The sequence below is a fragment of the Haloplanus sp. GCM10025708 genome (assembly GCF_042663985.1).
Lineage (GTDB): Archaea > Halobacteriota > Halobacteria > Halobacteriales > Haloferacaceae > Salinirarus > Salinirarus marinus.
Map to the genome: position 1 here is coordinate 1,049,856 of NZ_JBHSZA010000011.1, position 13,573 is coordinate 1,063,428.

18 protein-coding genes and 2 pseudogenes are annotated in these 13,573 nt (G+C 60.8%); 13 read left to right on the plus strand and 7 right to left on the minus strand.

The window, feature by feature from the left end:
- Nucleotides 1–35: 35 nt before the first annotated feature.
- Entirely contained in the window at nucleotides 36–341 is a 306-nt protein-coding gene (locus ACFQJD_RS08810) for a winged helix-turn-helix transcriptional regulator (protein WP_379797629.1), read from the minus strand.
- 226 nt (nucleotides 342–567) lie between these two features.
- Between ACFQJD_RS08810 and ACFQJD_RS08815 the strand changes: the two genes are divergently transcribed.
- The 10 genes from ACFQJD_RS08815 (at nucleotide 568) to ACFQJD_RS08860 (ending at nucleotide 4,869) form a co-directional block, all read left to right on the plus strand.
- Nucleotides 568–816 (plus strand): SelT/SelW/SelH family protein, encoded by a 249-nt coding sequence (locus ACFQJD_RS08815; RefSeq protein WP_379797631.1) that lies wholly within the window; start codon nucleotides 568–570, stop codon nucleotides 814–816.
- Nucleotides 817–844: 28 nt separating this feature from the next.
- Nucleotides 845–1,099, plus strand: a complete 255-nt coding sequence (locus ACFQJD_RS08820; protein ID WP_379797633.1) for a glutathione S-transferase N-terminal domain-containing protein — start codon at nucleotides 845–847, stop codon at nucleotides 1,097–1,099.
- On the plus strand, nucleotides 1,096–1,305 hold the full coding sequence (locus ACFQJD_RS08825; RefSeq protein ID WP_379797635.1) for a hypothetical protein: 210 nt from the start codon (nucleotides 1,096–1,098) through the stop codon (nucleotides 1,303–1,305). The genes ACFQJD_RS08820 and ACFQJD_RS08825 overlap by 4 nt, the downstream gene beginning before the upstream one ends.
- A 3-nt stretch (nucleotides 1,306–1,308) precedes the next feature.
- Nucleotides 1,309–1,683 (plus strand): DoxX family membrane protein, encoded by a 375-nt coding sequence (locus ACFQJD_RS08830; protein ID WP_379797636.1) that lies wholly within the window; start codon nucleotides 1,309–1,311, stop codon nucleotides 1,681–1,683.
- Nucleotides 1,680–2,186 carry a C2H2-type zinc finger protein gene (locus tag ACFQJD_RS08835; protein WP_379797638.1) on the plus strand — a complete coding sequence of 169 codons (507 nt, stop codon included), beginning with the start codon at nucleotides 1,680–1,682 and terminating at the stop codon, nucleotides 2,184–2,186. Before ACFQJD_RS08830 ends, ACFQJD_RS08835 begins: the two co-directional genes overlap by 4 nt.
- A complete protein-coding gene (locus ACFQJD_RS08840) occupies nucleotides 2,141–2,602 on the plus strand; it encodes a DsbA family protein (RefSeq protein WP_379797640.1) in 462 nt (153 codons plus the stop codon). The genes ACFQJD_RS08835 and ACFQJD_RS08840 overlap by 46 nt, the downstream gene beginning before the upstream one ends.
- Nucleotides 2,603–2,608: 6 nt before the next feature.
- Nucleotides 2,609–3,208, plus strand: a complete 600-nt coding sequence (locus ACFQJD_RS08845) for a hypothetical protein (RefSeq protein WP_379797642.1) — start codon at nucleotides 2,609–2,611, stop codon at nucleotides 3,206–3,208.
- A 67-nt stretch (nucleotides 3,209–3,275) separates the two neighbouring features.
- Nucleotides 3,276–4,283, plus strand: a complete 1,008-nt coding sequence (locus ACFQJD_RS08850) for an arsenic resistance protein (RefSeq protein ID WP_379797644.1) — start codon at nucleotides 3,276–3,278, stop codon at nucleotides 4,281–4,283.
- 51 nt (nucleotides 4,284–4,334) lie between these two features.
- Nucleotides 4,335–4,694 carry a hypothetical protein gene (locus tag ACFQJD_RS08855; RefSeq protein WP_379797645.1) on the plus strand — a complete coding sequence of 120 codons (360 nt, stop codon included), beginning with the start codon at nucleotides 4,335–4,337 and terminating at the stop codon, nucleotides 4,692–4,694.
- Nucleotides 4,672–4,869 (plus strand): hypothetical protein, encoded by a 198-nt coding sequence (locus ACFQJD_RS08860; RefSeq protein ID WP_379797647.1) that lies wholly within the window; start codon nucleotides 4,672–4,674, stop codon nucleotides 4,867–4,869. Before ACFQJD_RS08855 ends, ACFQJD_RS08860 begins: the two co-directional genes overlap by 23 nt.
- A 110-nt stretch (nucleotides 4,870–4,979) precedes the next feature.
- Here the strand turns inward: ACFQJD_RS08860 and ACFQJD_RS08865 are convergent, their stop codons facing one another.
- Nucleotides 4,980–5,813 (minus strand): formate/nitrite transporter family protein, encoded by an 834-nt coding sequence (locus ACFQJD_RS08865; protein ID WP_379797649.1) that lies wholly within the window; start codon nucleotides 5,811–5,813, stop codon nucleotides 4,980–4,982.
- Nucleotides 5,814–6,144: 331 nt separating this feature from the next.
- Here ACFQJD_RS08865 and ACFQJD_RS08870 point away from each other — a divergent pair, with 331 nt between their 5' ends.
- The gene (locus ACFQJD_RS08870) at nucleotides 6,145–6,810 is read left to right on the plus strand and encodes a DUF4396 domain-containing protein (protein WP_379797651.1); all 666 of its coding nucleotides are present in this window, start codon (nucleotides 6,145–6,147) and stop codon (nucleotides 6,808–6,810) included.
- 612 nt (nucleotides 6,811–7,422) lie between these two features.
- Here ACFQJD_RS08870 and ACFQJD_RS08875 read toward each other — a convergent pair.
- Entirely contained in the window at nucleotides 7,423–8,616 is a 1,194-nt protein-coding gene (locus ACFQJD_RS08875) for a hypothetical protein (RefSeq protein ID WP_379797652.1), read from the minus strand.
- Between the two features lie 58 nt (nucleotides 8,617–8,674).
- Here ACFQJD_RS08875 and ACFQJD_RS08880 point away from each other — a divergent pair.
- Nucleotides 8,675–10,012 (plus strand): annotated as a pseudogene (locus ACFQJD_RS08880) (RNA-guided endonuclease InsQ/TnpB family protein).
- Nucleotides 10,013–10,023: 11 nt separating this feature from the next.
- Here ACFQJD_RS08880 and ACFQJD_RS08885 read toward each other — a convergent pair.
- The 4 genes and pseudogenes from ACFQJD_RS08885 to ACFQJD_RS08900 form a co-directional block, all read right to left on the minus strand.
- A pseudogene (locus tag ACFQJD_RS08885) lies at nucleotides 10,024–10,465 on the minus strand (hypothetical protein).
- A 139-nt stretch (nucleotides 10,466–10,604) separates the two neighbouring features.
- Nucleotides 10,605–11,174 carry a hypothetical protein gene (locus ACFQJD_RS08890; RefSeq protein WP_379797653.1) on the minus strand — a complete coding sequence of 190 codons (570 nt, stop codon included), beginning with the start codon at nucleotides 11,172–11,174 and terminating at the stop codon, nucleotides 10,605–10,607.
- The gene (locus ACFQJD_RS08895) at nucleotides 11,171–11,602 is read right to left on the minus strand and encodes a hypothetical protein (RefSeq protein WP_379797655.1); all 432 of its coding nucleotides are present in this window, start codon (nucleotides 11,600–11,602) and stop codon (nucleotides 11,171–11,173) included. Before ACFQJD_RS08895 ends, ACFQJD_RS08890 begins: the two co-directional genes overlap by 4 nt.
- A gap of 33 nt (nucleotides 11,603–11,635) precedes the next feature.
- A complete protein-coding gene (locus ACFQJD_RS08900; protein ID WP_379800461.1) occupies nucleotides 11,636–11,965 on the minus strand; it encodes a hypothetical protein in 330 nt (109 codons plus the stop codon).
- A gap of 490 nt (nucleotides 11,966–12,455) precedes the next feature.
- On the opposite strand from ACFQJD_RS08900, the gene ACFQJD_RS08905 reads away from it, so the two are divergent.
- A complete protein-coding gene (locus ACFQJD_RS08905) occupies nucleotides 12,456–13,427 on the plus strand; it encodes a sensor histidine kinase (protein WP_379797657.1) in 972 nt (323 codons plus the stop codon).
- The last annotated feature ends 146 nt before the right edge of the window (nucleotides 13,428–13,573 follow it).

Consider the following 13,573-nt stretch of genomic DNA (forward strand, 5'->3'; position numbering starts at 1 on the left):
CCAGTCAATTAGTAATTCCAACATATGAGGCCGCCCTAGCAGGCGGATTCGTCTTTACTCTCGGCAGGCCGGAGATACGTTTTCCCCCACTCCTCGAGCGAGTCGATGACTGGTTGCAGCGACTCTCCCCGCTCGGTCAGCGAGTATTCGACGGCGACGGGCTTCTCATTCACGATTTCGCGGTCGACCAGTTCCTTCTCTTCGAGGTCGTCGAGGCTCTGCGAAAGCATCTTGTTCGTAATCTCTCCGACTTCGTTGCTGAGTGCGTTGAACCGGAGCGCGTCGTGTCGCAGCAGCCGGTGAATAATGACTGGGTGCCACTTCTTGTCGATCACGTCCATCGCGCACGTGACCGCACACCAGTCGTCGCCCGCACACCACACCGCCAGACATTCGTCTTCCGGAACGTCCCCTGAGTCGCTCATAGCGCTGTGTTGTACGTCCGCCCGGATAGTAGTTCCTCAAAGATACGTCGTATACAAACGAAATCATAGTTTCGCCGACGAAACCTCATTTCGTAACAGGTACATGATAGTTATACTCCAGGCGCTCCTCGGGTGATTTGCAATGACGGAAGTCAACATCGAATACTGCGTGCCGTGTGGCCTCCTCGAATACGCCGTGGAGACCCAGGAAACGTTGCTCGAAGAGTTCGGGCAAGATCTCGACGGCGTCCGCCTCCAGCCCGGTCACGGCGGCGTGTTCAAAATCCACGCGGACGATGACCTCGTCTGGGACAAAGACGACCACGATGGCAAGATCGATCTCGAAGCAATCACCGAGGCTATTCACGATCGCGCTCACGCGCACGTCTGAATGGCCCAGCCGTTGACTCACGCTGTCCATGTTAGAACTCTATCAGGCAGAGGGGTGTCAACACTCCGCGAAAGTCCGCAAGACGCTGACCGATCTCGGCGTCTCGTACGTCGCCCACAACCCCCGCTCTGCCGCCGGCGAAACGCGCAACGAACAGACCCACGACCAGCTCCGCACGCTCGGCGGGGAAGACCAGATTCCCTTCCTCGTCGATCACCAGCGCGGCGTGACGATGTATGAATCCGACGACATCGTCGCCTATCTGGAGGAACACTACGCATGACTGACGCCGTCGGAGAGGACTGTCCGGTCCGTAATTCCTCGGACAACGCGAAAGCGCAGTTTGCGACTGCCAAGGTGGCGGAGCACATCGAGGAGAAAGCTCGCCGGGATGACACGCATCAGGAGTGGATCGACAAACACGCGCAGAACGGGACGCTCTCGGAGATCCGCGAGGGGCTCGACGAGAAGGAGCACCCTCGGAACTGATCGATGGCACACGAGTCAGAGGACGGCGATATCGATATCCGACGTAATCTCCGCCCGGTTCTCCGCATCGGCATCGCAGCACTGTTGCTCGTGCCGGGAGCGAGTAAGTTCATCACCTACGGGACGTCGGTTCGGTTCTTCGAATCGCTGGGGCTGCCGGCACCGGCTGTGCTGGTCCCAGTTGTCGGTAGTCTCGAGCTCGCCGCCGCCGGGCTGTTACTTCTCGATCAGCTTTCGTGGCTCGCGGGCCTCCTCATTATCCCGATTATGGTCGTCGCCGCGATTACTGCCGGGCCCACCTGGCAGAATCTCGGAGTCCTCGCAGCTGCGGTCGTACTCATCGGCCTCGACACCCAAGAGGTGACTGGACTCGTATGACGGATCACACCTGTCCGATCTGCGGTGCCGGCTTCACGTCCGAATCCGGCCTCGACGACCACTGCTGGGATGCCCACGGTGCCTGTCACTACTGCGGCACCGAGTTCGAAGACCGGAACGCGTTGTACACGCACTGGCTCACAGTCCACGAGGACAGCCTGTCGAACGAAGCTCGAGCACGGGCAACGTCCGAAGTCGGCGGGCTGACGTTTCGTGAGCGACTGGCCCATCAGGGCCCCGTCGGTGCGGTCGCGAATATCGGTCTCAGCAGACGGCAGGTGTTGCTCGGAGGAGTGCTCGGTCTTGGTGGCGTCGCCGGAGCGGCGCTCCTCGGTGGCTCCGGTGGCGGGAAATCGATGACTGAGCACGCCGCGGCGACGAGTCTCGGGACGCAGCCAACGCTTGGCCCCTCGCCGTCGGCGGCTGAGGGAACGATCGTCGCGTTCGAAGATCCGTCGTGCCCGGCCTGTGCCCGGTTCGAGCGCTCCACGTTCCCCAGTTAAAATCCGAACTCATCGACCCCGGGCGAGTCTCGTTCGTCTTCCGCGGGATTCCCGTCGTCTACCCGTGGGGTGACCCTGCTGTTCTGGCTCTAGAGGCGACCTATAACCGCAGTGCCGAGGCGTTCTGGGGACTCAAAGCGTTCTACTACAGAGAGCAGGCGAACATCGGGATAGAAACCGTTCAGGAAGTGACCAGCCAGTACTTGGCCGACCAGACCGACGTTGACGCGGACGCTGTCGTCAGTGATGTCCAGAGTGAAACGTCACGGGATGCAGTGGACGTGGATTTGCAAGCGTCGCGAGATGCGGGCGTGCGGGGAACGCCGACGTTTTTCCTATTCAGCGGGGGTTCATTCGCGACCGAAATCGTCGGTCCGCAATCGTACGACGTGTTCGCGAACTCACTAGGGATGTGATTTCGGATGACTGTTGACCTCCGTCCTCGGTTACTGACCACCGTTGACGAGTGGCGACTTGTTGGCCGCACGGTCCGACTTGTCCTCTCTCTACCGCAGTACGCCGTCCTCGCCGTCGGATACGCTGTTCTCGGGCTCTCTGTATTCGTGTTCTCACGTAATGTAGCCATCCTCCGACAGATCGTCCTCGGCAGCAGTCTGCCGTGGGGGAGTCGGGCGACGGTCACCGTCGAGCTGTATCCGTTCATCGGGACTGCATATACGACACTTCGGGGAACCGTCCTCGCCCTGACAGCGGTCCTCATCGGCATCGATATGGCCGTCGCGACCTACCACGTTCGCGAACACAGATTATCGGTCGGTCAAGGATCCGGCAGCCTCGGAGGGATCGTTCTCGGAACGCTCGGGGCTGGGTGTGCTGCGTGCGGGTCGGCCGTCCTTGCCGGACTTCTCTCAGTCGCTGGTGTGTCCGGCCTCCTCCTCGCGCTTCCGCTCGATGGTCTCGAATTCAGTGTTCTTGCAGTGTTCGTATTGCTGCTCTCGCTCTACTGGTTAGCCGACGGAATGCGTGGCGGTGAAATCGCCGGCTGTCCGCTCCCCGAATAGACGGACGTACATCACTAATGTATCCGACCACAACCGACGAACACAGTCGCCCGCTCACACTTACAGTATGACACGACTCTCGAAACAGTGGATTCAACACAATCAAGTTGGACTCTACGCCGTTGCGGTCCTTCTCGCGATTGGGATCGGCCTCGGCCTCCCGAGCGCGAGCTCGGTCCTGGAACCGCTCATTAACCCCGTGTTAGCGGTGTTGTTGTACGTGACGTTCCTCGAGATCCCGTTCGTTCGGATTCGGCGGGCGTTCCGGAACGGCCGGTTTATGGCAGCCGCGCTCGGGATGAATTTCGTGGTCGTCCCGGTCGTCGTGTTCGGGCTCACACGATTCCTCCCGCAGGAACCGGTGATTCTCGTGGGGGCGTTTATGGTGTTGTTGACGCCGTGTATCGACTACGTCATCACGTTCACGGAGCTTGCAGGTGGTGACGCCGAGCAGATTACGGCCGCGACGCCGGCACTGATGCTCATCCAGCTGCTGTTGCTCCCGCTGTACCTCTGGCTGTTCATGGGTCAGCAGGTAGCTGAGTTCATCGAGGCCGGGCCGTTCATCGAAGCGTTCGTCGTCATCATCGCGCTGCCGCTGACGCTCGCGTGGGCGACCGAATACTGGGCGGAGCGCTCCAACCGGGGCGCACAGTGGCAAGATACGATGGGGTGGTTGCCGGTGCCGATGATGGGTGCGACGTTATTCGTCGTCATCGCCTCACAGCTGCCGCGCGTGCAGGACTCGATCGGACAGATCGCGTCGGTCGTCCCTGTGTACGTGGCGTTTCTCGTCGTTATGCCGTTGCTCGGTCGGTTGGTGGCGGGAGTGCTCGGGATGGAGGCTGGCGAGAGCCGGGCGCTGGTGTTCACCTCCGTCACGAGGAATTCGCTAGTCATCCTCCCGCTGGCACTCGCGCTTCCATCGGGCTACGCGCTCGCACCGGCGGTCGTCGTCACCCAGACGCTTGTCGAACTGACGGGGATGGTTGTCCTCACGCGAGTCGTCCCGGCCTGGTTGGTCCCAGATTCACCTGACCGGATTCTCGATCTCGATGTCGGCCAGAGTGATTGAGTCACACTCGATACCGCAATCCAGATCGTAGTTCGGTTGGATACGTGGACTGTGGTTGACGAGGCCCAAGACTACGCGGAGGGAATCGCCACCTACGGTGAGAGCATCTCGGAGAAGATAGAGAGTCAGACAGCCATCGTAAACGTTCTGGAGGTCATCCTGGGTACCGAATACGCACGGAACATGACCGCGACAGAACATCTCCAGAACGAGTACAACCAGTTCTCTCCGGCCGCCGAGTCGGAACTCGATGCGATCGACGACCTCTTGGAGGCGATCGCCGTCACACGGCAGTTCTTCAAGACACTCTCGCTTCCAGCAGGACTTCGCTCGACTCTCCCGTGTGGTCGCGTACAGTGGCCTCGTAGCCCTCGCCGCCAGCGTCGTAATGGCCCTCATTTACCGGCCTGACTCCGTCACCGTTCCGGAACCGTATCTCCCGCTAGCGTTCAGCCTCGGTCTCGGGATCGTCGTCACGCCGCTTGCGGTGTGCATCGCGTACATGTTCCGTGCGGCAACCATCGCTCGCCACACTGTCTCAGTCGGCCCGTTCGTCCCACCCGAGGAGCGAACCGACAGCGAGTGATGCCTCCCACCGTCTCGTCCTACGAATGCTCTCGTAGCGGCTCCTCCCAGGCCTATTCACACCGCCGACCCCTCGCGTCTACGACCGACGGCTCCCGTGAGGTCGTTTCCCTACTCTTCGGTCGCCTCGATGGACTCGGCGACGGTCTTCCCTTCGGTCCCCCAGACGACGTGGCTGTAGTTTAGCAGGGCAACGAACACGACGCCACCGACGATGTTCCCGACCGTGGTGAGTGTGAGAAACTGCGCCCACTGGAGGAGGGAGATATCGGCGCCAGCGAGCATCCCGGCGATGACTTCGATGTTGCCAGCGACACAGTGTGGGAGGTGCCCGAATCCGATCGGGAACGTACAGACGATGATGATGACGATGCGGCTGATACTGTCGCCCACGGAGGTGTGAATCCAGGACAGCAGTGCCATCAACCAACCGGCCATGATCCCGCCGGTGACGACGGCGAGCGGAGAGAGTTCGATGAACGTGCTGGCGACATCGATGAAGATCTCCGGTTCGATCAGGTCGAGGGCGGGACCACTTACGGAGATGAATCCGGCAAACAGCATCCCGCCGACGATATTCCCGACAAACACGAGAGTCCACAGCCGACCGAGACTGCGTGACGTGGCATCCCCGGAAAGAACGGGGAACACGGCGAGAGTGGTGTGTTCTGTGAACAGTTCCGTCTGGCTCATGATCGCGAGGACGAACCCAAACGTGTACGCCCCCGATCGGAGGAGATACACCGCTCCATCGCCGAACAAGGGCCCGAGTACTGTCGTGACCATGAGCAGGCTGAAGACGCCGATGCCGAGCGTGAGCCCACACGAAAGCGACGACAGGAACTGGCCCTGAGCCGGGCGCTCAAGCTCCTTCAACCCCTCCTCGATCTGGAAACGGAGGATCGTCTGGTAGTCACGAGTCGTATCGTAGCTGTCAGGAGCCATCTCTGTGGGAATGAGTGAATCCCGACGGATACTATTTCGGACGGTACTGACGCCTGAACGCCGAGTCCTCCTGTTTGCTCTCCGACGTCTATCGTTGAGAGGTTCTTCCGTCGTGGTCCCTCTTTCTCGCCGGGTTTTGGGAACTAGTCGATGATGACCAGCCTAGCATGAGGGCTGTCGGGAGTACTCACATCTGTCAAGTTTGGATGCCCGTGCTGCATATCGCGCGCGTATGCAGCACTGAATGATGTGACCCGAAACGAGTGATATCCGGTCCCAGATCACGAAATCAACCAAAACGCCGTAAAGGCTACCGCCGCTTCAATTGGTAATGGGAATTCAGCAGACGTTACAGAGTCTCCTCACAAACCCAATGTACCTCACAATGTGGGGTGTAGCCGTCGCGCTCTCACTCTCCGTGCTCATATGCGATCTCTGGAAAAACAATTCGGAACTTGCGAGTTTGATGAAGTTCGTCTGGGGGTTCACCGTACTGTACTCCGGGCCGATCGGACTTGCCGGCTACTGGTGGTCGGGACGGACGCAGATTGACCACGACTCCCTCTGGCGGAGGGGCTTTCGCTCGGTCAGCCACTGTTATTCAGGATGCGGGACCGGAGAGGTCCTCGGCGTCTCTATTGCAGTCGGTCTGCTTTCGTTCAAAACAACCGGCACGATCCTTCTCTCCTTCATATTGGCGTACTTGGGCGGTTATCTGTTGACGGTTGGGCCGCTGATGCAGGAAGGTGTCGGGCTCGATGAGGCGCTCACAGACGCCTTCTATTCGGAGACCGCCAGCATCACCGTCATGGAGATTGTCGCCATAGGAACGGATGTCTGGCTCGCCGGCGAAGCTGGGATGGGCGAGATACTGTTCTGGACGGCACTGGTGTTCTCACTCACGATGGGGCTTCTTGCAGCGTTTCCCGTCAATCTCCTGCTCATCCACTTCGGCGTCAAGGAAGGGATGATGAACCCAGCGAAGATGGGTGCCTGAACATTTGGTTCTGAGGCATCGCCCATGATGCCCGTGCTGAATTAAGCCTCTATATCTCGCACGCCGCAAAATAACTATCATTAATCTATCATTCTGAATCGAATTATCCTGACTCATCATTCAACGGTTGCGACAGTACTGAGAGCACGTGAGATCGACTGGCCTCGATGACGGGGACCCGGCGTCAGCGTACCCAGCGCCGAATATGATCGTCATCACGGCCGATACCCGGGCGGGGTACGCCTCGCTGACGACTTATACAACGACGAGGCCAAGTCGGAGAGTGACAGGGGAGCGCGGTCGACCGGATTTCTCGGTAGTCACAGTTAGCACTACGGAGCCTGTCATAGAACCGTTCACAGGATATTATATTCTCCATGAGGCTAAATGAAATACCACTCAGTAGATGTACTTATGTCTCCTCCAGGTGATTTAACCGCTCTCCCCTGCTATGACCGCTATGTCATCCCAGACAACGCTTGGATGGTCGCTTCTGTCATCAGGTTTCGTGACAATTATCCTTACACTACTGCCCGGGGATGACCTTTGGTGGGGGATCGGCCTCTGTGTACTCGGCCTCACAGTTTTCTACACGCGTCGTAATCGGGGCTTCTAACGAGTCAGTGGGTAACTCATTCTATGATACCCTGATATCCGGATCGCCGTACTGGACGATCCCCCCGGGTTCGAGTTCGAGGACGTGATGGACTCTATCTCGGCTACGAGAACGCCCGATGGGCCGAGTGAACGGCCGACGTCCGCGTTACCCACCCTCGTCGCCGACCCCTCGCTCTCTCCGCTCTTCGCTTCGGGTTCGCCCCAGTCGAGATCGCGGGATCGGTCGGTCTCTCGGAGGATGAACGGCCCGATGGAGAGCGTGCGCTTCGTCACGGTGACGATGCGGAGGATGTAGGATAATAGGAACGCGAACGGTAGCAGGGAGACGGCGACGCCCGCGCTCACCACCACGACGAGCGTGCGCACGCCGAACACGGTCTCCGGGAACAGCGCCGGTTCGAGGTAGACGACGCCCGCGACCGCCGTGAGGAGCGCGGGGATGGACGCGTACAGCATCGTCCGGGAGAGGTCGATAAGCGCCCACTGGAAATACAGCGTCTTGAAATGCTCGCGCGCCGGTCCGAACAGTTCGAGCGCGTTGATGAGTTCGTCGAACGCGTGGTGCGCTTCCTCGGTGAGCACGTCCTTGTTCTCTGCGCGAATGCGGCGCGCCGCGTACAACTTCCACGAGTAGTTGTAGTTCAGCGCGGAAAACACCACGTCAAACTCGCCGAACTGGGAGCCTTCGAGATTGCTCTGGACGGCGTCCGCGTTCCGCTTCACGTTCTCTGTGAACGCGGCCACCTGGTCGTTCAGGTTGTCGTCGTCGATGTCTGCGATGGCGTCCTGGAGGGCGTCCGTGTGGCGCTTCGTGAGTTTCACGAGCGACCGGAGGAACGCCGAGGGTTGGGCGGGACTCACAGGCTCCTCGATGACATCCTCGACGTCCTTCCGGAACGCCATCGCGCCCTCCATGCGTTCGCGCTGGTCCCCGACCGGCCCCTGTTCCTGGGAGAGGACGAGTTGGCTGAGCGTGAGCACGAGCGTGACGCCCGTGATGATGGACGTGAGCAGCCCCTGGAACAGCGTCTCGATAGGGTCCGCCTGGCTGAACAGCGCCGGCGTCCCGGTCGGGTGGAGGTGCCCGATGATGGCGAGCGCGAGGAACACGCCGCCCGCGATTCCAGCGGCGACCAGCCACCGATTCGCGTTCAACAGCAACCAGAACTTCCGACTGCTCTCCGGCACGCGCTCTCCCTACTGAGTCGGCTTAATATAAAAACACAGGTGCACATCTGAAATACGGATGGAGGTACGCCGTACTGTCCCCGTCAAACTGGACGTGGCCGACAGCGACGCCGACCTCCTCCACGAGACCATCTCTGAGTTTCTGTGGGCTGCCAACTACGTCGTGGACCACGCTTGGCAAGGCGAGTATAAGACTACGAGTAAAGCCGAACTCCAACGCGAAACCTACGACCACGTGCGGGCCGAGACACGACTGCAAGCGAACCTCGTCCAGAACGCCCGCAACAAGGCTGCCGATGCCGTACAGAGCGTCGTTACTCGTTGGAAGCAAGGTGGCGACGCGGGGAAGCCGAACTTCACCGCGCCGACGCTCGTCTACGACAAGCGGTGTGCGACGTTCAACGACGACCACGCCACACTTTCGACAGTCGAGGGACGGATCACCACCGAATACGTTCTCCCCGACGAGATTCGCGAGACGCCCCACTCAGAGTACCTGTTCAACGACGACTACGAGGTGACTGGTGCGGAACTCCACTACCGAGACGACGAGTTCTATCTTCACGTCCGAACAAAGGCGGATGTGGAGTTCGAGACTGCCGAAGAAGGCAACGCCGGGCACAGCACAGTCCTCGGTGTTGACCTCGGCATCGAAAACGTCGCTGTCACCTCAACGGGTACGTTCTGGAACGGGTCTGAGCTGAACCACTGGCACCGCGAGTTCGAGAACGGCGCGGCTCGCTTCAACAGCGTGGAACGCGAGCCGCTCACGAAACCATCCAGTCGGTCGGACGTACTGAGACGGGCCGCTATGACCACTTCTCACATACCGTCTCGAAGGAACTCGTCGCGGAAGCCGTCGATTATGGCTGTGACGTGATTTCGTTCGAAAACCTGACGGGAATTCGTGAGCGGATGCCCCGTGCCAAGAAGTTCTACACATGGGCGTTCCGACGGCTATTCGAGTACGTCGAGTACAAAGCCGCGGTAGTCGGGATCTCGGTCGAACAGGTGAGTCCTGCGTACACGAGCCAGCGGTGTTCTAAGTGCGGGTTCACTCACGAGAACAACCGTCCAACCTCGGACGGGCAGGCCGTATTCGAGTGCCTGAAGTGTGGATACTCGCCCCATGCAGACTACAACGCGGTCGCCGGACTACGTCCGGCGGGCAGCAAAGTCGCGTAGCGACTTTGCGACGGCGAAGAATATTGGCCTGAAGTACCTCCGCTCGGCGCAAAAGTCGTCGGACGGAAGCGCACCCGTAAACGTGCGCTTGAATCGCGGGACGTTGAACGTGAATGGCGATTACGAGCCTTCCGCCGACGGCGGACAGAACGGGAGTTCACGCGAAAACTCCGCCCTCAACAAAGCGAACGGCGAAGCCGTGAGCGAGTAGGGTAGGGTAGTTTACAAGTGGACGTCAGCGGGCACGATCCAGAGCTCTTCACTCTCTTCGAGGAGTCGATCTAGCTGTCCACGGTGGCGAATGCCGGTTCCGTGTTCGGTGTACAGGAATATCGTCGGGCCGTCGTACGCACCGACCTGGTGGAAGGCGTGCCGCGCGAGGTCCTCGTCGCGCATGATCGCCTCGTCGCTGAGCTCGTCGAGCGCCTCATTCACACGGTCGAGATTCCGCTGGAACTCTTCTTTCGTCGCCTCCCAGCCCACGCTCGAGGAGATCCTGGCCGTCATCGGAGTCGACAGGAGCCGCGGTCGGGAGCTCACCCCATCGCGCCTTGCCCGCGACCGTCGTGTTTTCCTCATCAAAACAGACGTAGTAGTCGAAGACGGCGCCGGCGTGTGGGTCCGCGCCGACCAGGCGGTCGAACACCGACTTTCCGGTGGCCAGCGCGTCGTCGTGCGTCGATTCCTCGACAGTCGCCTGCGAATGTGCCGATGTCTCGTGCGGTCGCGGGACGTCGAGCGAACGAGGGCTTTCGGAAGTCGTCGCCGGCGCTGGGTGTTCGGCGTCGCCACTCGGAGGCCGGTTACGTGTCGAGGCGCTGGAGCAATTGCGTAACGTAGGGACTATTCTCCCAGCTCCGATGGGGGCTAATCGTCGTGAGCAGCCTCCGAACCGCCTCGTGGCTCAGATGCCCATTCCGAGCGTAGTCGACGATGAGTCGCGGCGTCGGGACGATCCGCGGGCCCTGTAGCACAGCGTGAATCAGCGGGAAGTTCGTCCCGCCGAACTCGTCGGTGAGAAACCCGTCGACGTCGAGCGCGTTTGCGAGGACGATCCCGTCGGTTTCACCGTCGTCGAGACCGAACGTCGGACGGGAGTCCGGAGTGTCGTCGCGTTCGTAGGGGGCCTCGACCGTGTAGTAGCTGCGGGCTGCGAGGACGTTGTTCGCAGCCGCGGCGTAGATATCCTGATACTGCGTGATATCACGGAGCTCCGCGACTACTTCTGGCGGCACGAATACGTCACACGACGTGAGCAGATACTGAAACGGGTCCGGGGCGTCGGTGTCGACGGCCGCGTCGGCTCGGGGAACCGCGAGACTGACGAGCCCACTGGTGTCGGTGACGACCGTTCGCAGTCGCCGGCCGCTCATCGCTCGTCGTCGGCTGCGGTCTCGACCGCCGTCGCGTCGCCATCGTAGACGTCGACGTCGTCGGGGGCAGCGAGATCGAGTGGCTCATCCTCGAGATCCGCTTTGAGAAGACGGAGGCGCTGGGCGGTTTCGGCGCCGACCAGCTGCTTGACCGTCTCGAACTCGAGCCGGCCGTCGTAGTACTTCGTCGCGACGAGTTCCTGAAACGTCTCGCTGTCGGCCGTGTCTTCGATGTACTCGCGAATCGCCTCGACAAGCAGATCCGTCCGATCCTTGTCGAAGAGCTCGGCGATTGCGTCCAGCCAGTCGACGAGATACTCCGGCGATTGAAAATGAACCCGTTGCGGATCGTCGCTTGCGCTCGTTCTATGTGCAAGTTCTGCACATAAACTGATAATCGTTTCGGCGTATGCACAGAGCTTGCACATCAGAGTGTTTGAAACGGGACCGTCCCGCCAGTCTCAGCTGTCGTCCTGTGCGTTCAGCTCCTCGAGGAACCAGCTGGCTGCGGTCCCGATCCGAACGCCGTCGACGTTGCGCATCTCAAGACCGTTCGTGGCGGTCCGGAACGGCTCGTCGTCGACGAGGATGCGGTGGATGACTGTCCGGACTGACTCCGTTCCGTACCTGTCGACGAGAGCAGCTACCGCCGTATCAAAATGCGCGTCCTCGTGCTCGGTTCGCGGGTTCTGCGCCCGCTCCCCCACGAACTCGACCACGTCGTCGACCGATGCGTGCTCGGGATTCCCGGTTTGCTCACGAACGTCATAGAGGGGCTCAGTATCAGGCATTACGAGTCGCTCCGTTGCGTCGTCCGTCTCAGTAGTCACCGGGTCGGTTCTTCGTTGCCGGCGGCTCTCTGCACGGAGTTCCTCGAGCGTTGCTACCTGATCGATCCCCGTGAATTCATCGGTAATCTCGTCGATGAGTGCGGCTCGCTCGACGGCAGTCTCGTCGCCCGCGGTTGTGTCGATCGATTCAACGCGGATCTACCGCGTTTCGTGCCACTCGCAGTTCCAGCATCCTGCGTGACCTCGATGGACTCGCCCTCCTCCGCCGCAAGGACCGTCGAGCAACGACGTTCCCCGTCTGATCCGTGATCGGTCGTTGCTCGATCCGAACGCGGTCGGACCCCGACGAGCGCGAAACCGGATCGAAATTCGTCGGGACGGACGCCGGTCCGTTCGCCGAAGGAGTGATAGGCTGGCTATCTGATAGAGGGGTATGGACAGCGGAGAATCTGGCCCCTCTGTGCGGACCTCGGACGGCGTTTCGCTCGAGATGATTCCGTTGCACTCTGCGAATCTGCTGACGGTACTCGGTGCGGACGGATCCGTCCGATACGAGAGTCCCTCGATCGAGCGGATCTTCGGATACGACCAGGCGACGCTGATCGGGGAACCGGTCGCCGACTACGTCCATCCGGACGACCGCAGCCGGGTTCTCGAAGCGTTCGAACGCGTAGTGTCGAGCGAGGGTGAGACCGTAGAGACGGTCGAATATCGCCATAAACGGGCCGACGAGACGTACTGCTGGGTCGAATCCGTCGCCTCCTCGAACACGACCGAAACGGGGGCGTACGTCGTGAACACGCGCGACATCTCGGCCCAAAAAGCCCGCGAACGGGAACTCAGAGAGACGAACGAGCGACTCGACCGGTTCGCGAACGTCGTCTCTCACGACCTGCGAAATCCGCTTCAGGTCGCCCGGGGCCGACTGTCGCTCGCCCGCGAAACGGGCAACGACGACCACTTCGACGAGATCGAACGCGCTCACGAGCGCATGCAGACTCTCGTCGAGGAGTTGCTGACGCTTGCACGGACGGGTGCTCCGAACGACCTCGAACCCGTCGAACTCCGGTCGACCGTCACGGACAGCTGGCGGTCCGTCGAAACGGGTGACGCGACGCTCGTGATCGCGACGGACCGCGTCGTGCGCGCCGATCCGAACCACCTCCGACAGCTCCTGGAAAACCTCGTTCGGAACGCGGTCGAACACGTCGGAGACGGAGTGACGGTCTCCGTCGGCGATCTCGACGCTGGCTTCTACGTCGAGGACGACGGCCCGGGAATTCCCGAAAGCGACCGCGACGCCGTCTTCGAGACCGGCCACTCCACCGAACCCCGGGGGACCGGATTCGGCTTGTCGATCGTCGAGCAGATAACGGCTGCCCACGGCTGGAGCGTCGGGATCGGCGACGGTGCCCGGGGCGGGACCCGGTTCGAGTTCACCGGCGTCGAGTTCGATCGGTGAACGATAGTGACCCGCCGTACAGGCGACGAGAACGCCGCGAGAAACGTTGTCCCACGAGGCGCTGCCTTCGTGTCGGGTCGCGGAAGCGGTTTCTCGAACCGAGGGCCGACGCACGTTCGAGAGGACAAGCCTCATACCCCTGCCGA